This is a genomic window from Rhizobium sp. P32RR-XVIII, assembly GCF_012641395.1.
Taxonomy (GTDB): Bacteria; Pseudomonadota; Alphaproteobacteria; order Rhizobiales; family Rhizobiaceae; genus Rhizobium.
In genome coordinates, this window is sequence record NZ_JABAIH010000011.1 from 83,870 (window position 1) to 105,744 (window position 21,875).

At 59.0% G+C, this 21,875-nt stretch carries 19 protein-coding genes and 1 tRNA gene; 8 read left to right on the top strand and 12 right to left on the bottom strand.

The window, feature by feature from the left end; genetic code table 11:
* Positions 1-36 precede the first annotated feature (36 nt).
* Together HGP14_RS25400 and HGP14_RS25405 are read left to right on the top strand one after the other, a co-directional pair.
* Positions 37-1,266 (top strand): murein L,D-transpeptidase family protein, encoded by a 1,230-nt coding sequence (locus tag HGP14_RS25400; protein ID WP_168832645.1) that lies wholly within the window; start codon positions 37-39, stop codon positions 1,264-1,266.
* Positions 1,267-1,280: 14 nt separating this feature from the next.
* Complete coding sequence (locus HGP14_RS25405; RefSeq protein ID WP_168832646.1) at positions 1,281-1,505, top strand: sulfurtransferase TusA family protein; 225 nt, start codon at positions 1,281-1,283, stop codon at positions 1,503-1,505.
* 21 nt (positions 1,506-1,526) lie between these two features.
* Here the strand turns inward: HGP14_RS25405 and HGP14_RS25410 are convergent, their stop codons facing one another.
* On the bottom strand, positions 1,527-2,681 hold the full coding sequence (locus HGP14_RS25410; protein ID WP_168832647.1) for a GTP-binding protein: 1,155 nt from the start codon (positions 2,679-2,681) through the stop codon (positions 1,527-1,529).
* Positions 2,682-2,689: 8 nt separating this feature from the next.
* On the bottom strand, positions 2,690-3,811 hold the full coding sequence (locus HGP14_RS25415; protein ID WP_168832648.1) for a D-alanyl-D-alanine carboxypeptidase family protein: 1,122 nt from the start codon (positions 3,809-3,811) through the stop codon (positions 2,690-2,692).
* 150 nt (positions 3,812-3,961) lie between these two features.
* Between HGP14_RS25415 and HGP14_RS25420 the strand changes: the two genes are divergently transcribed.
* Both HGP14_RS25420 and HGP14_RS25425 read left to right on the top strand, forming a co-directional pair.
* Positions 3,962-5,125 (top strand): M20 aminoacylase family protein, encoded by a 1,164-nt coding sequence (locus HGP14_RS25420; protein WP_168832649.1) that lies wholly within the window; start codon positions 3,962-3,964, stop codon positions 5,123-5,125.
* Positions 5,126-5,193: 68 nt separating this feature from the next.
* Positions 5,194-5,270 (top strand) — tRNA-Arg (locus HGP14_RS25425).
* 37 nt (positions 5,271-5,307) lie between these two features.
* On the opposite strand, the gene HGP14_RS25430 is transcribed toward HGP14_RS25425, so the two are convergent.
* The 4 genes from HGP14_RS25430 to HGP14_RS25445 form a co-directional block, all read right to left on the bottom strand.
* Positions 5,308-6,858 carry a SpoVR family protein gene (locus HGP14_RS25430; protein ID WP_168832650.1) on the bottom strand — a complete coding sequence of 517 codons (1,551 nt, stop codon included), beginning with the start codon at positions 6,856-6,858 and terminating at the stop codon, positions 5,308-5,310.
* Complete coding sequence (locus HGP14_RS25435; RefSeq protein WP_168832651.1) at positions 6,855-8,129, bottom strand: YeaH/YhbH family protein; 1,275 nt, start codon at positions 8,127-8,129, stop codon at positions 6,855-6,857. The genes HGP14_RS25430 and HGP14_RS25435 overlap by 4 nt, the downstream gene beginning before the upstream one ends.
* 18 nt (positions 8,130-8,147) lie before the next feature.
* Positions 8,148-10,091 (bottom strand): PrkA family serine protein kinase, encoded by a 1,944-nt coding sequence (locus HGP14_RS25440; RefSeq protein WP_168832652.1) that lies wholly within the window; start codon positions 10,089-10,091, stop codon positions 8,148-8,150.
* Between the two features lie 468 nt (positions 10,092-10,559).
* A complete protein-coding gene (locus HGP14_RS25445) occupies positions 10,560-11,087 on the bottom strand; it encodes a DUF992 domain-containing protein (RefSeq protein WP_168832653.1) in 528 nt (175 codons plus the stop codon).
* A 337-nt stretch (positions 11,088-11,424) separates the two neighbouring features.
* Here HGP14_RS25445 and HGP14_RS25450 point away from each other — a divergent pair, with 337 nt between their 5' ends.
* Positions 11,425-11,589 (top strand): hypothetical protein, encoded by a 165-nt coding sequence (locus tag HGP14_RS25450; protein WP_168832654.1) that lies wholly within the window; start codon positions 11,425-11,427, stop codon positions 11,587-11,589.
* Here HGP14_RS25450 and HGP14_RS25455 read toward each other — a convergent pair whose 3' ends face one another.
* Both HGP14_RS25455 and HGP14_RS25460 read right to left on the bottom strand, forming a co-directional pair.
* Positions 11,590-11,838: a hypothetical protein gene (locus HGP14_RS25455; protein ID WP_205927334.1), complete on the bottom strand. Its 249-nt coding sequence runs from the start codon at positions 11,836-11,838 to the stop codon at positions 11,590-11,592.
* 52 nt (positions 11,839-11,890) lie between these two features.
* Positions 11,891-12,538: a hypothetical protein gene (locus HGP14_RS25460; RefSeq protein ID WP_409527103.1), complete on the bottom strand. Its 648-nt coding sequence runs from the start codon at positions 12,536-12,538 to the stop codon at positions 11,891-11,893.
* 323 nt (positions 12,539-12,861) lie between these two features.
* Here HGP14_RS25460 and dxr point away from each other — a divergent pair, with 323 nt between their 5' ends.
* Positions 12,862-14,034: a 1-deoxy-D-xylulose-5-phosphate reductoisomerase gene (dxr, locus tag HGP14_RS25465; protein WP_168832656.1), complete on the top strand. Its 1,173-nt coding sequence runs from the start codon at positions 12,862-12,864 to the stop codon at positions 14,032-14,034.
* Positions 14,035-14,052: 18 nt separating this feature from the next.
* Here dxr and hemA read toward each other — a convergent pair whose 3' ends face one another.
* From hemA to HGP14_RS25485, 4 genes are all read right to left on the bottom strand, one after another.
* Positions 14,053-15,267 (bottom strand): 5-aminolevulinate synthase, encoded by a 1,215-nt coding sequence (gene hemA, locus HGP14_RS25470; protein WP_168832657.1) that lies wholly within the window; start codon positions 15,265-15,267, stop codon positions 14,053-14,055.
* Between the two features lie 181 nt (positions 15,268-15,448).
* Positions 15,449-16,246, bottom strand: a complete 798-nt coding sequence (locus tag HGP14_RS25475; RefSeq protein WP_168832658.1) for a xanthine dehydrogenase family protein subunit M — start codon at positions 16,244-16,246, stop codon at positions 15,449-15,451.
* Positions 16,247-16,258: 12 nt separating this feature from the next.
* Complete coding sequence (locus HGP14_RS25480; protein WP_168832659.1) at positions 16,259-18,604, bottom strand: xanthine dehydrogenase family protein molybdopterin-binding subunit; 2,346 nt, start codon at positions 18,602-18,604, stop codon at positions 16,259-16,261.
* Between the two features lie 85 nt (positions 18,605-18,689).
* Positions 18,690-19,181 (bottom strand): (2Fe-2S)-binding protein, encoded by a 492-nt coding sequence (locus tag HGP14_RS25485; RefSeq protein ID WP_168832660.1) that lies wholly within the window; start codon positions 19,179-19,181, stop codon positions 18,690-18,692.
* Between the two features lie 276 nt (positions 19,182-19,457).
* On the opposite strand from HGP14_RS25485, the gene HGP14_RS25490 reads away from it, so the two are divergent.
* On the top strand, positions 19,458-19,715 hold the full coding sequence (locus HGP14_RS25490; protein WP_168832661.1) for a YMGG-like glycine zipper-containing protein: 258 nt from the start codon (positions 19,458-19,460) through the stop codon (positions 19,713-19,715).
* 204 nt (positions 19,716-19,919) lie between these two features.
* Positions 19,920-21,845 (top strand): autotransporter assembly complex protein TamA, encoded by a 1,926-nt coding sequence (locus HGP14_RS25495; RefSeq protein ID WP_205927335.1) that lies wholly within the window; start codon positions 19,920-19,922, stop codon positions 21,843-21,845.
* The last annotated feature ends 30 nt before the right edge of the window (positions 21,846-21,875 follow it).

The window sequence follows — 21,875 nt, forward strand, 5'->3', positions numbered from 1 at the left end:
ATCGGGTCGCATCGATTTTTAATGGGCTAGTTGGGAATGCGCATTCGTCATTTTGCCTATGTGTCATTGATGGCGCTGGCTCTTGCCGGCTGCAACGACGCTTTGGAAGTCACCCACACCGATCTGTCGAAGATCAAGAACAAGGTGGAACAGCCTCTTCCGCCGCGTATCCTTGCGGATATGAAGGCGAAAGGCATGGACCGAAATTCGCCGATCATGGTCCGCATCTTCAAGGAAGAGGGGACTCTCGAGATCTGGAAGGCGAAGACGGACAACCGCTTCGACAAGATTGCCGACTATAAGATCTGCGCATGGTCCGGTCGTCTGGGCCCGAAGGTCAAGACCGGCGATCGGCAGGCTCCGGAAGGCTTCTACGAACTGACGCGGGCAAACCTGAACCCCAACTCCAGATATTATCTCGCGATCAACACCGGCTTCCCGAATCGCTACGACGCCGTCAACGGCCGCACAGGCTCAGACCTGATGATCCATGGCGCATGCTCGTCCTCCGGCTGCTACTCCATGACCGACGAACAGGTTCTGGAAATCTACGCTTTCGCACGCGATGCCTTCAAGGGCGGTCAGACCACGGTCCAGCTCCAGGCCTTCCCCTTCCGCATGACGGCGGAAAACATGTTCAAGCACCGCCTGAGCCCGAGCTATGATTTCTGGAAGATGCTGAAGGTTGGCTACGACAACTTCGAGGTCACCAAGCGTCCGCCGGAAGTGAACGTCTGCGAAAAGAAATACGTCTTCAACCAGCAAGCCGCAGACGGCGCCGCCTTCAATCCCGCCGGACAGTGTCCTGCCATGTCGACGCCTCCAGCCCTGACGGCGGCACTCTCCTCCTACGACAAGACTTATGCGGCCGATTATGCCAAGGCCGAAAAGAAGTTCGACGGCATGGCGTGGTACGATCCCACCGAAGCCGAGCGCAAAGCCGTTGTAGCCAAGCTACGCATGGGCCGCGAGCTCGCCTACGCACCGACCGGCACGTCACTGCAAGCCGGCCGCATGGTCAAGGCTGCCGAGCTTGAAGAGCTGATGACGAAACCGGCCGCACCTACGGCAACTGCCACGATGACTGCCGCCGCAGCGCCAGCCGCGGCTGCACCGGCAACCGCGGCTCAGGATAACGCAACAGCCGTTGCCGCGGCACCTGCCAATGTCCCGATTCCCACGCAGAATCCGCTGGCGTTCGCGCCAGTCGCACCACCACAGCAAACGGCCGAAGCTGCCAAGAAGCCATTCTGGAAATTTTGGTAGAGGAACTGGCCGGTTTGGACGCCGTTTCTTATGACCTGCGCGGCCTGAAATGTCCTCTGCCCGTCCTGAAGACGCGTCGCAAGCTTTCCGCGATGGCAAGCGGCAGCGTGATCCGCGTCGAAACCACCGACCCGCTGGCCGGAATCGACATCCCCCATTTCTGCAAGGAAGACGGACACGAGCTGCTGGAAGCTGTTAAGACCGAAACCGGCCACCGCTTCCTGATCCGCAAGGGATAGAGCCTTTCAAGGCTCTGATCCTCAGAGCTTCATACCGGGGATGGCGAGCGGGTTGTCGTTGAGAGCCGCGCGATCCGGAGTATCGATGCGCGGCTTGCCAAGGAAAGCATCGAAGAGGTCCCTGACGTAATCCTCCGGCAGATCCTTGGTGATCAGCACCATGCGCGTCCGGCGGTCGGCCGGATTCGGCCAGGCGGGAAGACGAACCGGCGGGTGGAAGATATTCTGCACCCCGTGCAGGACCAGAGGCCGTTCGGGCCGATCCGAAACGGCGATGATCGCTTTCATGCGCAACAGCTTTTCACCATGCGCGGACCGCAGCAGATCGATGAACATCTCGACCGCCATAGGCTCGATCGGCTTGTCCTCGACGATCGAGAAAGACCGGATCGACGCGTCGTGACGATTCACATCGTGGGGATCCTGATGGTCATGCTCATGCTGATGATCGTGGTGATCGTGACCATGATGATGGCCGTGCTGGTGATGCCCGTCTCGCTCGTCTTCGTCATGAAGCCAGCGGCTGACATCGGCAATCTTCGTTGCCGGATCGTACAGGCCGTTTACGAGGATTTCCGCGCTGCCGGCACCCGGGCTGTCTGCATCGATCGTAGCTCCGCGCGGGTTGAGCTGGCGCAACCGCGCCTCCAGCGCCTGCAACAGCTCTGCGGACGCCATCGACCGCTTCGATACGACCAGGCGATCGGCGACGGCGACCTGTTTTCGGGCTTCTTCGTGATTGTCGAGGGTCTGAACCCCGTTGACGGCATCAACGACCGTAACGACGCCGTCGAGGTCGAAATTCGTGGCAATCACCGGATTGCCCAGGACGGCCTGCATGACCGGCGCAGGATCGGCAAGGCCGGTGGTTTCGATCACCACGCGCGTCACCGCCTTCACCCGGCCGGTCTGTACCGCATCCATCAGGTTCGCCAGCGTATCGACGAGTTCGCCGCGCACGGTGCAGCAAAGGCAGCCGTCGGAAAGTTCGATGATCGCATCGCCCGAACTCTCGACCAGAAGGTGATCGATGCCCACATCGCCGAACTCGTTGATGATGACGGCAGCATCTTTCATCGCCGGATCCTTGAGGATGCGGTTCAGAAGCGTCGATTTACCGGCACCGAGAAAACCGGTCAGGATCGTGACCGGGATCCTGTCGGGATGAACGCTCATCGCTTACCTCAGAAGGACGCCGGGCGCGGCACCGGCACCGGCACGTTGGCGATATCGCCGATTTCGTCTGCTTTCGCCACCTTGCTCGGAGGAGCATCCTGGCCGGGAATCAGGCCGGCATAGACGAAACTCGGTTCGTGGTCCCGCTCCTGAATATAGGGCGACAGGACCTTCATGCGGCCGACTTCGTCGCGGGTTTCGCTGCGCACCTTGGCGCCCTTGGTGCTGCAGATGTCCGCAGTCATGTCGGCGACCTGATCCTGCCCAGGCCCATAAGGCTTCAGCGAACTGAGCGTGTCGTTGCTCGTCGCGGCGGTGGTGAAGCCCTTCTGCAGAAGATCGGCGGAATCGTCGGCGCGGGCGGCAAGACTGTCGGTACCGAGCACGACGGAGATGAGCGTGCGACCGTTACGGGTGGCCGAGCTCACCTGATTGAAGCCGGAGGCGCAGATGAAGCCGGTCTTCATGCCGTCGGCGCCGGCGAAACGGCCGATCAGCACGTTAATGGCGGGAATGTTCTGCTTACCGGTGGTGATACCTTCGACCGAAAAGTAACCGGCATATTCCGGGAAGTCGCGCCGCAGAGCCACGGCGAGGACCGCAAGGTCACGGGCCGTCGTGTACTGGCCCTTGCCCGGCAATCCGTTCGGATTGATGAAATGCGAATCCGTCATGCCGAGCTTTTTGGCCTCGGCATTCATGCGCATCACGAAGGCTTCCTGCGTACCGCCGACTGCTTCGGCGACCGCGACCGCGATGTCATTCGCCGACTTGACAATCAGGATCTTGATGGCGCTGTCGAGCGTGAGCTTCTGGCCGGGCTTGAAATACATCTTTGCCGGCGGCTGGGAGGCGGCGCGCTTGCTCATGACGATCGGCGTGTCAAAGCTGATCTGGCCGGAGCGTACCGCCTCGAAGGTGGTATAGATCGTCAGAAGCTTGGTGAGCGAGGCCGGATACCACTTGGTGAACGCCTCCTCATGCTCCAACACGCGGCCGCTTTGGACATCGACGAGAATATGCGGGTTGGCCTGCGCCAGCGGGGCGGAAGACAAAAATGCGGCGGTAACGGCAGCTGCGAATGAAAGCGGCCGCAAAGCGGCAAACAAATTGTTCTGGCGCGTCGACACGGTTAGTCCTTAAGATGTCCGGAAATTTCGAAACCTCACCTATTTAGCCTATATGGCCATGACATGGCAAAGGCCATTGAATAAGTTCTTTCTGCGGCATTCGCATCGCGCCCGCCGCCAACCATCCGATCTCGTCACAGGAAATCATGCATGCCGATTTTGAACAGAGCCGCTGAATTACAAGACGAAGTGAGCGAGTGGCGCCGCTATATTCACGCCCGGCCGGAGCTTCTTTACGCGGTCGAGAACACGGCGGCGTTCGTTGCCGCGAAGCTTCAGGAGTTCGGCGTTGACGAAATTGTGACCGGCATCGGGCGCACCGGTGTCGTCGGCCTGATCAAGGGCAAGGGCGAAGGCAGCCGGACGATCGGCCTGCGCGCCGACATGGACGCCCTGCCCCTGACTGAGATTACCGGCAAGCCCTGGGCATCGATCACTCCCGGCAAGATGCATGCTTGCGGCCACGACGGGCACACCGCGATGCTGCTCGGCGCTGCCAAATATCTCGCGGAGACGCGCAACTTCAACGGCGATGTTGCGGTCATCTTCCAGCCGGCCGAAGAAGGCGGCGGCGGCGGTAACCTGATGGTTCAGGACGGCATGATGGAGCGCTTCAACATCCATGAAGTCTACGGCATGCATAATCTTCCCGGGCTGCCCGTCGGGCATTTCGCCATCCGCAAGGGTCCGATCATGGCGGCAACCGACGAGTTCACGGTCACGATCAAGGGCCGCGGCGGCCATGCCGCCCAGCCTCACCGGACGATCGACCCGATCGCAATTGGCGCTCAGATCGTCACCAACCTGCAGATGATCGCCTCCCGCAGCGCCGATCCCCTGCGCTCCGTCGTCGTCTCGGTCACGAAGTTCAATTCCGGGTTTGCCCACAACGTCATTCCAAACGACGCGGTGATCGCCGGCACGATCCGCACGCTTGACGACGACGTCCGCGATCTGGCGGAAGCACGGCTGAAGCAGGTCATCAACGGCCTAGTGGCTGCGCATGGCGCGGAGGCCGATATCAATTTTCACCGCAACTACCCCGTTACAGTCAATCACGCGACCGAGACCGGCCACGCGATCGCCATCGCCACCGACATAGCAGGTGCGGCGAACGTCAATCCGGAGATCGATCCGATGATGGGAGGCGAGGATTTTTCCTACATGCTGAACGCCCGCCCCGGCGCCTTCATCTTCATCGGCAACGGCGACACCGCGGGCCTCCACAACCCGGCCTACGATTTCAACGACGAAGTCATCGCCCACGGGATTTCCTACTGGGTCCGGTTGGCCGAACAGCGTCTGGGCGCTTGAATTCATAGCTGTGGGGACTTCAAAAAGGCTTGGCTTCGCGCCGAGCCTTTTGTATGCATGGCATCAGTGGTCCCGTAGCTCAGCAGGATAGAGCATCAGATTCCTAATCTGAGGGTCACGCGTTCGAATCGCGTCGGGATCACCACTGTTCCTCCGGATAGATGCCGGATGCGGAGAGGTCGCTACTGCAGCGGCTTGCGCGGGCTCGCCGCGTGTTCCTTCACCACCTTGCCGGAACTACTGATTTCCTGAAGCAAGACGTCGTAGCCCCAAAGGTCGGCTAGATGCTGGAGCACCTGCTTGGTTTCGGTCTCCTGAAGGAACCAGCCATTCGCTACATTGTGGTGCAAAAGGAGGCGGCGATCGCCGGCGAGATCGACATCAACGATGTCTATGCCCGGATCGATCCACCCGATGTCATATTCCCGGGAAAGCTGGCGGCGGATACGCCGGTAGCCGCGCTCGTCGTGAATCGCCGAGACCAAGATTCCCTCTTTTTGTTCCGGGTCGTCGTAAAGATGAAAAAGGCGTAGTTGGCGGATCAGGTTCGGGCTGAGATACTGGTTGATGAAACTCTCGTCCCGGTAATCGGCCCAGATCTCGCGGAGCACGGACATGGCGTCACCCCGCCCGGCGATGTCCGGAAACCACGCCTTGTCCTCTTCGGTCGGCGTTGTCACGATCCGCTCAATATCCTGCATCATCGCAAAGCCTAAGGCATAGGGATTGAAGCCGGAGAAACGGCGGTCGTCGTAGTTCGGCTGGAACACCACATTGGCATGCGACTTCAGAAACTCGAGGTAGTTTCCGTCGCTGATCTGGCCACGTTCGTGAAGCCTGTTCATGATCCGATAGTGGACGTAGGTGGCCGTCCCCTCGTTCATCACCTTGGTCTGCCGCTGCGGATGGAAATATTGCGCGACATGGCGGACGATGCGTAGAATCTCGCGCTGCCATGGCTGCAGCCGAGGTGCTGATTTCTCAAGGAAATACAGGATATTATCCTGCGGAAGACCAAGAGCGGCGCGACGCTTCTCCAGGCCGGCATCGGCTGCCGTTCGCGTCTTGCTGACGGGCACGGTGCGCCAAAGATCATTGAAGATCTGCTCTTCATGGGCGCGACGTTCCTGCTGCCGCCGTTCCTCCTCACGGAGGTCGAGCTTCATTTTGCCGGCGTACCGATGCACGCCATGCGACATGAGCGCGTGCGCGGCGTCGAGCGTGCGCTCCACGGCAACCTCGCCGTAGCGTTCCTCGCAGTGAGCGATGTAGCCCTTGGCGAAATCGAGGTAGTCGAGAATTCCCTCGGCGTCCGTCCACAACTTGAAGAGATAATTGTTCTTGAAAAAATGATTGTGCCCGAAAGCGGCGTGCGCGATCACCAATGTCTGCATCGTCGCCGAGTTTTCCTCCATCAGGTAGGAGATGCAGGGCGAGCTGTTGATGACGATCTCGTAGGCAAGGTCGCGCATGCCGCGGCGATAAAAAGCTTCATGGTGAGCGAAATGCTTGCCGAACGACCAGTGCCGGTAAAACAGCGGCATGCCGGCAGACGAATAGGCGTCGAGCATCTGCTCCGACGTGATGACCTCGACCTGATTGGGATAAACGTCGAGGCCGAGTTCGCCGAGCGCGATGTCCTCGCACGCGTCGTAGATTCGCTGCAGCGTCGTAAAGTCCCAGTCAGCACCGTGAAACAGCAATCGCTCCTTGGACATCGCGGTTGTCGTCATGGCGCCACCTTCTGTCCGTCGCGTTTCTGGAAGAGTTCGTGGAAGACCGGGAATATCTCGTTTCGACGGCATACCTTGCGCATCGACAACGGCAGAAGCTCGGACCGTATCTCTTCGTAGAGCATCCACAGCGGTGAGCGTGACACCGAGGAATCGCTGTCTTCGTCGCCGACCTCTATATAGGCGAAATACTGGCACAGCGGCAGAATCTCATGGCGCAGCAGCTGTCCCGTCCTTGTCCCATCCGAATAGGAATTGTCGCCATCCGAAGCCTGGGCGGCATAGATGTTCCACTCGGCCGGGTCGAAGCGCGCCGCCACGATCGCGCGCATGGCCGCAAGCGCGCTGGAGACAAGCGTGCCACCGGTCGCCGGGCCATAGAAGAAGGTTTCCTCATCGACCTCTTCGGCTCTGTCCGTGTGACGGATGAAGACAATCTCCACCTTCTTGTAGCGCTGCGAGAGGAAGAGGTAGAGGAGAAGATAGAACCGCTTCGCCAGGTCCTTCATATGCTCAGACATCGAGGCGGAGACATCCATCAGGCAGAACATGACGGCCTTTGCCACCGGCTTCGGTTCGCTCTCGAAGCGGCGATAGCGCACATCAAGTGGATCGATATAAGGAATGCGCCGGCTTTTTTCCGTCAGCGACTTGAGCTCAGCCTCGAGCGCCACACGCTTTTCATCGTCCTCGCATTCGTCGATCTGGCGCCGCAGCGCCTCGATTTCTGCGATGCGCGGGCGACGAAGTGCAATGCGCCGCATCATCGCCAGCCGCGTTGTACGCCCGACAGCGATATTGGCAGGCGATCCGGAAACGGAGTAGCCGGCCCGAACAGGACTTTCCTCTTCGGTTTCGGTCAGCCGCCGTTTTGCTAGATCGGGCAGTTCCAGATCATCGAGAAAGACGTCGAGAAATTCTTCGCGCGTCAGGACGAAACGGAAACTGTCCTCACCGTCACCCTCGCCCGCTTCTTTCGGTCTTCCGCCGCTCCTGCCAGGTGGCCTTGGAATGATGTCGCCCTCGACGAAGGCCCGGTTTCCCGGCAGAATTTGATCGCTGATTCCGCCTTCACCCCTGCGGAAGCTCGGCTCTCCCAAGCCGTCAATCGGCAGGCTGACCTCACCACCGTCGAGCACATCTCGAATATTACGGCTTTGCAGAGAACGCTTTACCGCCAGCTGCACGGCACTTTTCGCGCGCCGAAGAAACCGTTGACGATTTTCTAAGCTTTTACCGCGCGGATTCAGCCGGCGGTCGACAATGTGCATGATGGCTCCCGCTGAGCATTAACTTGCCTGCTTAACGCGCATGTACCATTCCACGAGGCGCCGAACCTGTCGTTCGGTGTACCCGCGCGCGGTCATGCGAGAAACGAATTCACTGTGCTTCTTCTCGGTATCACCGTCCTTCTTGGTGCCGAAGGAAATGACCGGCAGCAGGTCCTCGACCTGCGAGAACATGCGCTTCTCGATCACTTCCCTGATCTTTTCATAGCTCGTCCAAGACGGGTTTTTCCCGTTGTTGTTTGCCCGCGATCTCAGGCAGAACTTGACGATCTCGTTGCGAAAATCCTTCGGGTTGGCGATACCCGCCGGCTTTTCAATCTTCGTCAGCTCCTGATTAAGGAGTTCCCGATCAAGCAGCTGGCCGGTGTCCGGATCCTTGAAATCCACATCCTCGATCCAGGCATCGGCGTAGTCCACGTAGCGGTCAAAAAGATTCTGACCGTAATCCGCATAGGATTCCAGATAGGCTTTCTGAATTTCGTTGCCGATGAACTCCGCATACCGCGGCGCAAGATCGGCCTTGATGAACTCTATGTAGCGTTTCTCGGTTTCGTCGTGAAACTGCTCGCGGCGGATAGCCTGCTCCAGAACGTACATCAGGTGAACCGGATCCGCTCCGACCTCGCTCGTGTGATGATTGAAGGTCGAAGCAAGCACTTTGAAGGAGAAACGTGTCGATATTCCGTCCATTCCCTCATCGACACCTGCCGCATCCCTGTATTCTTGAACACTACGGGCTCGCGGATCGGTTTCCTTGAGGCTTTCGCCGTCATAGGCGCGCATCTTGGAGAAGAATGTCGAATTCTCGTGCTTGCGCAAGCGCGAAAGCACAGAGAAGCGTGCGAGCATTTCAAGCGTCCCCGGCGCGCAAGGAGCATCTGCGAGTTCCGATCCTTCGATCAGCTTCTCGTAGATCTTCTGCTCCTCGGCTACCCGCAGGCAATAGGGTACCTTGATGACGCAGATGCGGTCGATGAAGGCCTCGTTGTTCTTGTTCGCCTTGAACGTCTGCCATTCTGCCTCGTTCGAATGCGCGAGTACGATGCCCGAAAAGGGAATGGCGCCGATATTTTCGGTACCGATGTAATTTCCCTCCTGCGTCGCAGTCAGCAGCGGATGCAGCATCTTGATCGGCGCCTTGAACATCTCGACGAATTCGAGAAGGCCTTGGTTGGCGCGGTTGAGCGCGCCAGAATAGCTATAGGCGTCGGGATCATTCTGCGAATAGCTCTCCAGCTTGCGGATATCGACCTTGCCGGCGAGGGAAGAAATGTCCTGATTGTTCTCATCGCCCGGCTCGGTCTTGGCGATCGCGATCTGGCGCAGCCGCGAAGGCTGCATTCTGACGACGCGGAAACGGGAGATGTCGCCGCCGAACTCGTCCAGCCGCTTCACGCACCAGGGACTCATGAGACCCGTCAGCCGGCGCGTCGGGATGCCATATTTTTCGAGAAGCAGTGGGCCTACTGCGACAGGGTCAAAGAGGCTGAGCGGATTTTCGAAAACCGGGCTGATCTCGTCACCAGCCTTCAGCAGGTAAATCGGATGGACCTCCATCAGCTGCTTCAACCGCTCGGCGAGGGACGACTTGCCGCCCCCGACCGGACCAAGCAGGTAGAGGATCTGCTTGCGCTCTTCGAGCCCCTGTGCGGCATGGGTAAAGAAGGAAACGATCCGCTCGATCGTCTCTTCCATTCCGTAAAAGCCGGTGAAGGAGGGGTAAGTCCGAATAGTTCTATTCATGAAGATCCGGCCGAGGCGCGGATCCTTGGCGGTGTCCAGCATCTGCGGCTCGCCGATCGCAGCGAGCAGGCGCTCCGTCGCGTTCGCATAGGCGAGCGGCTCCTGTTTGCAGAGCTCCAGGTAATCTGTAATGGACATTTCAGTTTCGCGACGCGCTTCGTAGCTACGCGCAAACGCATCGAACACGGATTCATTCAGCATGGGGCCTCCATTCAAGGTTTATGCCGCAGGCGCTCGAAATTGCCGAACCAATAAATGGAAAACGACATTTCGTTGAGAATCAACACGTTTCGTGAATTGATTGGACACCTGTCCGCCATCTATGGCAAGGCACAAAAATGTGCATCCCGGGTCGTTTGGCTCCAATCAAAACTAACTATAGAATATCCTACTTTGCAAGGCGCTAATGCGATATCAGCACATTTCAGGACGTGACATGAGGCCGCAAAAGGCCTCTAATGCCGCTGCTGCTGATTCCCGTGCGCCGAAACTTGAACGATGCCGCACGCGCCGATGGAACGATGTCTGCAGATCAGACCAAGAAGCCGACTTAAGCATGCCGCGAGCGAACGTTGCTCTAGCGGATAGCTTTGCTGTCTGGCTCATAGTTCGAACTCCTAACTGAGCCACACGCCCGTCCGGAGCCTCCGGAGGGCGTGTGGCCGCTTATCAGGTCGGCGTGAGGGTCATCGACGCCCCGGCGGCAGCAACGTTGAGCCCGAACTGACCCGTGACGCTGAGAGGCTGGAGATGAATCGATCCAGTCGTACCACCGACGAGCACATTCGCCCCGACACCGGCACCGATTGTAGCTTCGGCCGCGGCGCCGACATAAAGGCCGGCAAGCGATCCGTGATGGTAGCCAGCGGTCGGCGCAAAGACCGCCCAGATAAGACGGCTGCGCGTCGTAAATCCGAGGTCCACGCCGAGTTTTCTTATGTCGCCACTATAATGGTCAGAAAACTCGTTATCGATGCTGGACGTAAAGACGCAATCGGCTTCCTTCGCCGAACCGAGGACATATCCAACGCCTCCACCGACATCGCAGGTCAGCAAACCGATCTTCACCCCGCCACGCACATCCGACTGCTGGGGCGGCGGTTGATACGTGCGAATCGCATCGGCTGCGAATGCAACTGTTGAACCGGCTTGGGCCAGTGCTGCCGTGGCGACCACCATCGCAATGATTTTTCTCATCATCGTCTCCTTCTAAATTTGGCCAGATACGATTGAGCCCGGCCAACGAAGAACAACTCCGGCGCTATATAAACGTATGTCATCGAAGAATGATCCGAACTATCTTCCTGATTCCGTATCGTGGCGTCCGCACTTTTTTGCGAGCGGCCCATCCAGTGTTCACTGCAAACGGACTTTTAGAAGGCAGAGCCGGTCAGGCTGTTTTAATATCCGTCTCAAATAGTGAACGAGCTGCGCCAGCCTGTCACACGTAGCGGCATCGCGATCGCACCATAGAGTGCGATACTTGGAACTTTGAAATGAGTCCGGCGTTGAAGGCGAAACAGGAGGTCTCGCCATGCGCATCAAGATGACCATACTGGTTGCAGCTTACGTCGCGATCAGCGTCGCGCTGCTTGCTATTGCTCATCAGTCATCCGGGCCTATTACAACCCAGAAGACCGATCGTTCTGCGGGCGCCGCCTACCAATCAACGTTTCTTGTCGAACGCTTTGCCGGCTGATTAGCTGAGCGCCGGCTTATAAGCGACGACATGGAAATACTCCTCCTCCGGCATGGTCTCACCGCCAAGAGGCTCACCGTCGACCGAAAAGAGCATGGGGGTGCTCTCGAAGCCGCTCGCTGAAAGTTGGGAGCGGAGTTGCCCTGGCGTGGTCGCATAGACCATGATTCCGAAGTCATGGGCGTGATGCAGGAGAATGGCATGCTCACCCTCGCGCTGCTCCAAGGGCGCGAAGCGGCGCTCGCGCACCAATCCCACCGCGTGCTTGGCCTTTGTTTCAAACAACCATAGGCGCAGATGCCTACCAGCTTACCCGGTAGTTGACGTTGACGGTTGCCGAACGATCTATCGAAAGGGGATCGGTCATACCCGCACTGAGATTGAGGTTTGGAAAAATGTTCTGGCTCACTCCGAGTGAACTTGAAAAATCCTTGCCGAAATCCACAACGCTGCCGCCGGCAGAAAACGTCGTACCAGTCGATGGAGCGATCAGCTTCAAGGCCTGACTTGCTGTTACCGAAGCTTGTCGCGTTTCGACAGCATCGAAGCCGACGCTGACAAACCGGCTCGTCTGAAGGTCGAGCGAATCCGACAGGATAAAGCTGCGCGAGCGACTGAGCAGGAGCGAACCGCTGCCGCGCAACGTATCGATGCTGACGCTTGCATCCTGCTCCGCCTGGCCTGCGGGCGTAGCACGAACCTTGGTGATCTTGCCCCACAGCGTCGCCTGCTCGGAGTCAGCCTGGATGGTACCGCCCCCGGCCGACGCCAGCGCCAAGTCGGCGCCGGCGCTGGTTTCCCATTCAGAAGGAAGGTGGAAACCCATTGTCGCCTTGTAGGACTGCTCCGAAACCCGCACTGGCCTCCAGATCAGCAGATTATCTGCCTTGGCGGGCAGAACCCATAGAAGGCATGCGCCGGCGATCAATGTTCTTCTCAGCCTCATCATCAAATCCAATCGCACCGAAAAGGGCGCAAAAAACCACCGGATGCGCTTGCTGCGCGTCCTTTTGTTCCTCTCAATTGTGAAGCGGCCCGGCATAAAGATGCCGTGTGCCATAGAGCGCGGAAGCGCTCGTAGTTGCCTTAAGCGGCCGTCGGGACAGCCGCGGCGTCGTGCGGAAAACCGCGCACGAACGTTATCAGGATCACATCCGAGAGACGCTATGTAAACCCCTTCCCGGCGGAAAAGTGCTGCACCGCACACTTGCCGCCCATTTCAAAGCCCTGTAGAGCCAAGAGGCAAATGGGAAATTTCTGGCACATACCCGCATGACGACCGGCAAAAACGCCCCAAGGCGCCTGAGTATCTTCGGCTCGACGGGTTCAATCGGGCAAAATACGCTCGATGTCATCGATCATCTGGGCGGGCGGGAGAATTTCGAGATCACTGCCCTTACCGGCAACGGCAATGTTGAATTGCTGGCGAGGCAGGCAAGATCCGTGGGCGCCAAACTCGCTGTGACGGCCAGCGAGCGGCACTACGAGGCGCTGAAGCGTGAACTTTCAGGCAGCGGCGTCGCGGTGGCAGCAGGCACCTCCGGCTTAATGGAGGCGGCTAACGCCGAGGCCGACTGGGTCATGGCAGCAATCGTCGGCACGGCCGGGCTTGTCCCAACACTCGCCGCTGCGAGGCGCGGCGCCGATATCGCGCTCGCAAATAAGGAATGCCTTGTTTCCGCAGGGGCGCTGTTCGTCGAAGCCGTGAGGGCTGGTGGCGGCAAGCTGTTGCCTGTCGACAGCGAACACAACGCCATTTTCCAGGTACTCGAGGAAAAACAGCGCCATTCCGTTGAGCGGGTCATCTTGACCGCTTCGGGAGGGCCGTTCCGCAACTGTTCGGTCGACGAGATGGCAAATGTCACGGTCGAGACCGCCCGCGCTCACCCCAACTGGTCGATGGGTCTGAAAATCTCGATCGACAGCGCGTCCATGTTCAACAAGGCGCTCGAGATGATCGAGGCAAGACATCTGTTCGGGCTGGCGCCTGAACAGATCGAGGTGATCGTCCATCCCCAATCGGTGATCCATTCCATGGTCGGCTATACCGACGGCTCCGTGCTGGCACAGCTTGGGGCGCCGGACATGCGCACGGCAATCGGCTATGCGCTTTCCTATCCGCTTCGGCCCACTCTGCCGGTAGAGCGCCTCGACTTTGCAAAACTGGCGAGGTTGGATTTCGAGGCGCCTGATGAAGTCCGTTTTCCGGCATTGCGCCTGGCACGGCTCGCGATGATCCGCGGAGGGGTTCAGGGCGCCGTATTGAACGGCGCCAAGGAAGTGGCCCTCGAGGCATTTATCGCGGGGCGGCTCTCTTTCCTAGAGATGGCGAGAATAACCGAAACCGTCATGGATCAATTGATCGATCTGCCGCCGGCAACGGCCATGGACGAGGTTTTCGCAGCGGACAGAGAAGCCCGGCGGCGCGCTGCGCTCCTCTGCTGAAGGAACAATTCCCTAAATTCAGGCGACCTGCCGAGCCAGTGCGCAACGCGACCAAAGCGAATGCAGCGCCTCGACGAGATGCAGGATGTCGGCATCGCTGTGCAGTGGCGTCGGCGTAATGCGCAGCCGCTCGGTCTTCTTCGGAACCGTCGGGTAGTTGATCGGCTGAACGTAGACGCCGCAATTGTCGAGCAGCAGGTCCGAAATCCATTTGCACTTCGCCGCATCCCCGACCATCACCGGCACGATATGGCTGGGATTCGGCATATGCGGAATACCCCGCTGATCGAGCAACGAGCGCAGCTTGCGGACGCGATCCTGGTGCCGGGCGCGCTCGAACTGGCTGACCTTCAGATGCTGGATCGAGGCGACCGCGCCGGCGGCAAGCGCCGGCGGCAGCGCCGTCGTGAAGATGAAGCCGGACGCAAACGAGCGGATGAAATCGCAAAGCGCCGTCGAGGCCGCGATATAGCCGCCCATGACGCCGAAGGCCTTGCCGAGCGTGCCTTCGATGATCGTCAGCCGGTCCATCAGGCCTTCGCGTTCGGCAATGCCGCCGCCGCGCGGTCCATACATGCCGACGGCATGGACTTCGTCGAGATAGGTCATTGCGCCGTATTTGTCAGCGAGGTCGCAGATTTCCTTGATCGGTGCGATATCGCCATCCATGGAATAAATGGACTCAAAGGCAATCAGCTTCGGCGCCTTCGGATCGGCGGCCGCAAGCTTGGCTTCGAGATCGGCCACGTCGTTGTGCTTCCAGATGACCTTCTCGCACTTCGCATAGCGAATGCCTTCGATCATCGAGGCGTGGTTCAGCGCATCGGAGAAAATGATAAGGCCGGGAATCTTGGCGCCCAACGTGCCGAGAGTCGCCCAGTTGGAGACATAGCCGGACGTGAAGATCAGTGCCGATTCCTTGCCGTGCAGATCGGCAAGCTCGCGCTCCAGCAGAACGTGGTAATGGGTGGTTCCAGAGATATTCCGGGTGCCTCCCGCACCCGCGCCACAGTGATCTATGGCGTTCTTCATCGCCTCGATCACCTTGGAGTTCTGGCCCATGCCGAGATAGTCGTTGGAGCACCAGACGGTTACGTCTTTCGGGCCTTCGGGCGTGTGGCGCGTGGCGCGCGGAAAATTGCCGCGGTGACGCTCGAGATCGGCAAAAACGCGATAGCGGCCCTCATCGTGGAGCCCGTCCAGTTCGCCTTTAAAAAACGCTTCGAAATCCATCATCTGCTCCAGTATCGTGCAGCGTTCATCTCCCAACGAACGCGCACACGTCAACCGCTTTAGCATCAACTGCGGCAAATGGCCTATCTTTTTGAATCATTCCAGATAAAAAATGCGCGATCACCCATTAGCCGGGAGATCGCGCAAATTCGCTGGCACGGGAACTGTCCCCGTCAAGATATTAGCCTGCCGCGGCAACGGCACGCTTCGCCATCACCTTCACGAGATTGGCGCGATATTCCGCGCTGGCGTGCAGGTCCGACATCAAGCCTGTCGAGTCGACATTGACGCCTGCTATCGCGCCGGGCGACCAGTTGGCGCTCAATGCCTGCTCCATCGCGTGCTGGCGAAACACACCGTTGGAACCGGCTCCAGTGACGGCGACCCGCACACCGCCGGATCCCTTCGCCACGAAGACACCGGTCAAGGCGTAGCGGGAGGCCGGGTTCGGAAACTTGGCGTAGCCTGCCTTCTCCGGTGCCTCAAAGGTAATCGCGGTTATCAATTCGCCTTCGTCGAGCGCTGTCTCGAAAAGACCCGTGAAGAAATCGTCGGCTGCGATCTCGCGCTTGTTGGTGATAATCAAGGCATTCAGCGCCAGCATCGCGGCAGGATAGTCCGCAGCAGGGTCGTCATTGGCGATCGAACCGCCGATCGTCCCCATGTGGCGCACATGCGGATCGCCGATCAAACCGGCAAGTTCGCACAGGGCAGGACAAACAGCGCTGATCGCAGCGGAAGAAGCCACTTCCGCATGCGTGACTGCCGCGCCGATCCCCACCGTTCGGCCCTGCACGGTGATCCCTTGCATCGAGGCGATGTGACGCAAGTCAACGAGGTCGCTCGGCGCGGCAAGCCGCTGCTTCATCGTTGCGATCAGCGTCATGCCGCCGGAGACGTATTTGCCCTCGGCTGCGCCTGCAAGCATGCTGACCGCCTCATCGACCGTAGAGGCGCGGTGATAGTTCGTCTGATACATGGCCGTTCCTCCTCAATGGGTCGCTTGTGCAGCCATCCACACCTTCTGCGGCGTGGCGGGCATCGTCAGCATGTTGTTCCCGATCGCATCGGTTATTGCGTTCATCACCGCCGGAGGCGAGCCGATTGCGCCGGCCTCGCCGCACCCCTTGATGCCGAGCGGGTTGTTGGGGCAAGGGGTATTCTGGTGCGACAGTTTGAAGGACGGCAAGTCATCGGCGCGCGGCATGGTGTAGTCCATGTAGCTCGCGGTCAGGAGTTGGCCGTTCTCATCATATTGGACGCCTTCAAGCAGCGCCTGCCCGATGCCCTGGGCAATGCCGCCGTGGACCTGCCCTTCGACGATCATCGGGTTGATGATATTGCCGAAATCGTCGGCGGCGACGAACTGGACGATTTCCGTCTTGCCCGTTTCGGGATCGACTTCGACCTCGCAGATGTAGCAGCCTGCCGGGAAAGTGAAGTTCGAAGGGTCGTAAAACGCCGTTTCCTTCAGTCCCGGCTCCATCCCGCTCGGAAGATTGTGAGCTGTGTAGGCGGCAAGCGCGACCTGGAACCATGGCAGCGTCTTGTCGGTGCCGGCGACCTTCAACTCGCCGTTTTCGATGATGATATCGCTCTCATCCGCTTCCATCTGATGCGCGGCAATCTTCTTGGCTTTGGCTTCCACCTTGTCGAGAGCCTTGACGACAGCAGACATGCCAACCGCACCGGAGCGTGAACCATAGGTGCCCATGCCCATCTGCACCTTGTCGGTATCGCCGTGCAGGACCGACACGCTGTCGATCGGGACACCGAGGCGATCGGCAACCAGCTGTGCAAAGGTCGTCTCGTGCCCCTGCCCGTGGCTGTGCGACCCCGTCAGCACTTCGACCGTACCGACCGCGTTCACTCGCACTTCTGCCGATTCCCAGAGACCGACCCCGGCCCCGAGCGAACCCACAGCTTGTGACGGTGCAATGCCGCAAGCCTCGATATAGCAGCTCATACCGATGCCACGCTTCATGCCGCGACCGGCCGCCTCGGCTTTGCGCGCCGCGAAGCCATTCCAGTCTGCAGCCTGCATGGCGGCACTGAGCGATGCTTCGTAGTCACCCGCGTCGTAGTTCATGATCACCGGCGTCTGATGCGGGAAGGAGCGGATGAAATTCTTCCGCCGTAACTCCGCTGGCGAAATGCCGAGCTCCCGCGCCGCCGTTTCCATCGTGCGCTCGAGCAGATAGGTCGCTTCCGGCCGCCCGGCGCCGCGGTAAGCGTCGACAGGCGCCGTATTCGTATAGACGGTACGGACATTGGCATGGATGGCCGGGATATCGTACTGGCCCGACAGCAGCGTCGCGTAGAGGTAGGTCGGAACCGCCGAGGAGAAGAGGGACATGTAGGCACCGAGATTGCAGATGGTGTCGACCTTCAGCCCGATGATGCGGTTGTCTTTGTCGAATGCCATTTTCACGGTTGAAACGTGATCGCGGCCATGTGCATCCGCCAGGAAGGCTTCGGTTCGGTCCGCGGTCCACTTGACCGGTACGCCCGTCTTTTTCGAAGCCCAGAGACAGACGACCTCCTCAGGATAGATGTAAATCTTCGATCCAAAGCCGCCGCCGACATCCGGGGCGATCACCCGCAGCTTGTTTTCCGGCGCGACATTATAGAATGCGCTCATCACGAGCCGCGCGACATGCGGGTTCTGGCTCGTCGTGTAGCAGGTGTAGTGATCTTCGCCCGCGTCATAGATTCCGAGCGCGGCGCGCGGTTCCATCGCATTGGGCGAGAGGCGATTGTTGTGGATCTCGATTTCCGTGATGTGGGCAGCTTCGGAAATGGCCTTGTCCGTTGGCCCGGCGTCGCCGAGTTCCCAATCGAAGATCAGATTGCTGGGAGCCTCCGGATGGACCTGAGGCGCGCCCGCCTTGAGCGCATCGACTGCCTCGCTCACAGCCGGCAATTCCTCATAGTCGACGACGACCGCTTCCGCAGCGTCGCGAGCCTCATTAAGGGAATCCGCCACGACGATGGCAACGGCATCTCCGACGTAGCGCACCGTGTCGACCGCCAGCGGGCGCCACGCACCCATCTTCATCGGCGAACCGTCCTTGGAATGGATCATCCAGCCGCAGATGAGGTTGCCAATGCCATCTGCCAGCAACTGCTTGCCGTCAAGCACGTCGATGACGCCGGGCATGGACCTTGCGGCAGAAACGTCGATGCCCTTGATCTTGGCATGCGCATGCGGGCTGCGAACGAAATAGCCATACTTCATGCCCGGCACGACCATGTCGTCGGTATAGCGTCCCTTGCCGGTCAGGAACCGCTTGTCTTCCTTGCGCGCTACGCGTGCACCAATTCCTTCAACACCCATGATGTCCTCCCAATGGGGTTTCGGGCCCGGCATTCCGCCAAAGAGAATCGCGTTCGGCAGTCAGCCAGACAATTCCAAAGAGATGTTATTCGGCAGCCTGTCTTGCGCCGCCATGCATCTCCGCATTGGCGGACAGCACGGCCTTGACGATGTTGTGATAGCCGGTGCAGCGACAGATATTGCCTTCGAGCTCATGGCGGACCGTGTTCTCGTCGAGCTGCCCGCCGTGACGGTTGATCATGTCGACCGCCGTCATCACCATCCCCGGCGTACAGAAGCCGCACTGCAGGCCGTGGTTTTCCTTGAAGGCCGCTTGAACGGGATGCAGTTCGCCGTTGGTGGCGAGCCCCTCGACAGTGGTGATCGTCGAACCCGACGCCTGGACGGCAAGGATCCCACAGCTCTTCACCGACTTGCCATCCATGTGAACGACGCAGGCACCGCATTGGTTGGTATCACAGCCGACGTGCGTTCCCGTCAGACCTAGTTTTTCGCGAATAAAATGGACAAGAAGCGTACGATCTTCACAGTCGCCGCTCACCGCCCGGCCGTTCACCGTCAGTTTCACCTTCGCCATGATTTCCTCCTCGCGCCTTCCTCCAGGCACGGGGGCATCATTTGACCTTTTCGCTTTGGAATCAACCGCTACTTTAGGGCGTCATGCCAAATATGCTTCAGCGAAGAATGCAAACTGTGTGTTGATCGAGTCACATTGAAAAGAACCGTGATTACGAAAATTTTCCGCGCAAGCTGGACGCAACCTTATCGCGACATAGTTTCAAAAACTAAGAAGAACGTCAAAAAACGCAAAGGGACTGCTGCTGCCTGCAGGCAGCTAACCTGGAGAACCAAAATGAAGAAAATAATCGCATTCGCTCTGATCGGCTTGTCCATTGCAAGCTGTACACCGACGCAGCAGGGTGCCGGGATCGGTGCGGCCTCCGGTGCGGTCATTGGCGGAGTCGTTACAGGCAATGTTCGCGGCGCCGCCGTCGGCGCTGCAGCCGGAGGTCTCGCTGGCGCCCTCATTGGCAACGTCGCGGAACAGCCTGGCCAATGCTACTATCGCGATCGCTATGGCCGCCGCTATATCGACGATTGCCCCCGCTAACGGGCAGAACCCAATTTATAGAGGCTCGAAAGTCCCGGCCCCAACCGGGATTTTTTCGTCTATCTAAATTAGTGACTTGAATAGCTTGATTTGCTTAAATTAACTTAAATTAACTTAATTGGTACACCCCGTGCATTTTTGCCGCTAAGCTGCTAACGGCTGGGCAAACGCAATGCTTCATTGTGATGGAACTAAAAGCGGCGGATGCACATAAGAGGGAAGACACCGAAAACGGGTTCTGCGTATCGGCGGACAGGCACTATGATGGTGATCGCGGCGGTGGCCGCATTTTCACCGATCGTGGTTGCTAAGGCCTATGCATTCAAGCTTTTCGGCATGACCATTTTCGGCGAGGACCAGAGCGAGAGCGAACAGGTGCCCGACCCTGTACGCTATTCCGCTGATCTTGCCGTCAAAACCACCGATGCCGACCTCAAGAAAGCGCTGGAAGACAGCTCGCGACTTGTTGGCGACAAGGATCGCCCGGTTTCCGGCGATCTCGGTATTGTCGTCAAGGCTCGCGACGATCGCGACCGCTTGATTGCCACGCTTTTCGAACATGCCCGCTATGGCGGGGTCGTCACCATTACCGTTAATGGAAAGAATATCGACGACCTGCCGCCCAACCCGACCTTCGACCGGTCTAAACCGATTCCCGTGCATGTCGAAATCGACCCAGGGCCGGTTTTCCGGGTGAGGGAAGTCCAGTTTGGTGGGGATGCTGCAAACCGCAGCCCCGCCGACTATGATCTTGCTCCTGGCCAGGTGGCAGGCTCGCTGGCCATCATCGCCGCCGGCGACAAAATCGTCGAACAGCTGAAAAGCGAAAGCAGACCGCTGGCCAAGCTGACAACCCGGAAAGCGATAGCCGATCATCGCACCAGCACCGTTGATGTCGTCATAGCAGCGGAGGGCGGCCCGGTTGCGCCGATCGGAGATGTCGGCGTCACCGGGGAAAAATCCGTCAAGCCCACTTTCATCCAGCGGTATTCCCGGCTCGAAAGAGGCGAGGCCTATTCCCCCGAGGCGCTCAAGAAAGCCAGCGAGCGACTGCGCGCGCTTGGCGTTTTTTCGAGCGTCACGATACTCCAAGCCGATTCGCTTGCCGGGGATGGCACCTTGCCGATGACGATCGAGGTTTCCGAGGGCAAGCAGCGCTACTTCGGCGTCGGTGCCAATTACTCGACGATCGATGGTCTCGGCGTCCAGGGCTACTGGGGCCACCGCAACCTTTTCGGAGAAGCGGAATCCCTTCGGATCGAAGGTTCGGTCGGGCGGTTCGGCGAGAACGACATCAGCAATCTCGACTATTCGGCTGGCATTCTCTTCACCAAGCCAGGCGCCTTTGTCCCCGAGGCAACGCTGAAAGCAGGCATTGTCGCAAAGACCGAAAATCCGGATCCGTACAATGCCTCGCTGATCACGGCTTCGCTCGGCATATCCTACGAGCTGAGCGATCAGGATACCGCCTCGGTGAGCGGAGAAATCAGCTACGAAAACGACGACGACGACGCGTTCGGCAACAACGAATATCTGACTTTCGCTCTGCCGCTTACCTATGAGCGTGATGCACGCGACAACAGGTTCAATCCGACTGCAGGCTATCGGGCAACGCTACAAGCAACGCCAAGCTACGAGGCTTTCGACAGCGTGATCTATTCGTCCTTCGAGGGATCGATTACCGGCTACCAGGCGATTGGTGCGGAAGACAATGTTGTTTTCGCAGGCAAGCTTGCCGCGGGCAGCCTGATCGGGGGCGAATTGGAGCAGATTGCCGCGACACGGCGTTTTTATGCCGGCGGCGGCGGCTCGGTCCGCGGCTATGGCTTTCAGGAGATATCTCCTCGTAACGACAATGGTGACGAGACCGGCGGCAAGTCCTATGTCACAGCCTCGCTGGAGGCTCGTGTCAGAATCACCGACACCGTCGGCGTCGTTCCCTTCATCGACGTCGGAACCGTGGGGCCCGATGAATTCCCGGATTTTTCGGACATTCGAGCTGGCGCCGGCGTCGGAATTCGCTATGCCACGCCCTTTGGACCGCTTCGGCTTGATTTTGCCGTACCTTTGAACAAGTACGAAGATGGTGCAAGTTTTGGTATCTATGCCGGAATAGGGCAGTCTTTCTAGAGTGCCGGTACTCGCGGTGTTTCAACCGTC

Coding starts and splice junctions, on each gene's coding strand:
- HGP14_RS25460 (WP_409527103.1), bottom strand. CDS start 12,538: ATGATGAGGCTGAGAAGAACATTGATCGCCGGCGCATGCCTTCTATGG.
- HGP14_RS25445 (WP_168832653.1), bottom strand. CDS start 11,087: ATGAGAAAAATCATTGCGATGGTGGTCGCCACGGCAGCACTGGCCCAA.
- HGP14_RS25450 (WP_168832654.1), top strand. CDS start 11,425: ATGCGCATCAAGATGACCATACTGGTTGCAGCTTACGTCGCGATCAGC.
- HGP14_RS25495 (WP_205927335.1), top strand. CDS start 19,920: ATGCACATAAGAGGGAAGACACCGAAAACGGGTTCTGCGTATCGGCGG.
- hemA (WP_168832657.1), bottom strand. CDS start 15,267: ATGGATTTCGAAGCGTTTTTTAAAGGCGAACTGGACGGGCTCCACGAT.
- HGP14_RS25435 (WP_168832651.1), bottom strand. CDS start 8,129: ATGCACATTGTCGACCGCCGGCTGAATCCGCGCGGTAAAAGCTTAGAA.
- HGP14_RS25475 (WP_168832658.1), bottom strand. CDS start 16,246: ATGTATCAGACGAACTATCACCGCGCCTCTACGGTCGATGAGGCGGTC.
- HGP14_RS25410 (WP_168832647.1), bottom strand. CDS start 2,681: ATGAGCGTTCATCCCGACAGGATCCCGGTCACGATCCTGACCGGTTTT.
- HGP14_RS25400 (WP_168832645.1), top strand. CDS start 37: ATGCGCATTCGTCATTTTGCCTATGTGTCATTGATGGCGCTGGCTCTT.
- HGP14_RS25440 (WP_168832652.1), bottom strand. CDS start 10,091: ATGCTGAATGAATCCGTGTTCGATGCGTTTGCGCGTAGCTACGAAGCG.
- dxr (WP_168832656.1), top strand. CDS start 12,862: ATGACGACCGGCAAAAACGCCCCAAGGCGCCTGAGTATCTTCGGCTCG.
- HGP14_RS25420 (WP_168832649.1), top strand. CDS start 3,962: ATGCCGATTTTGAACAGAGCCGCTGAATTACAAGACGAAGTGAGCGAG.
- HGP14_RS25430 (WP_168832650.1), bottom strand. CDS start 6,858: ATGACGACAACCGCGATGTCCAAGGAGCGATTGCTGTTTCACGGTGCT.
- HGP14_RS25485 (WP_168832660.1), bottom strand. CDS start 19,181: ATGGCGAAGGTGAAACTGACGGTGAACGGCCGGGCGGTGAGCGGCGAC.
- HGP14_RS25490 (WP_168832661.1), top strand. CDS start 19,458: ATGAAGAAAATAATCGCATTCGCTCTGATCGGCTTGTCCATTGCAAGC.
- HGP14_RS25480 (WP_168832659.1), bottom strand. CDS start 18,604: ATGGGTGTTGAAGGAATTGGTGCACGCGTAGCGCGCAAGGAAGACAAG.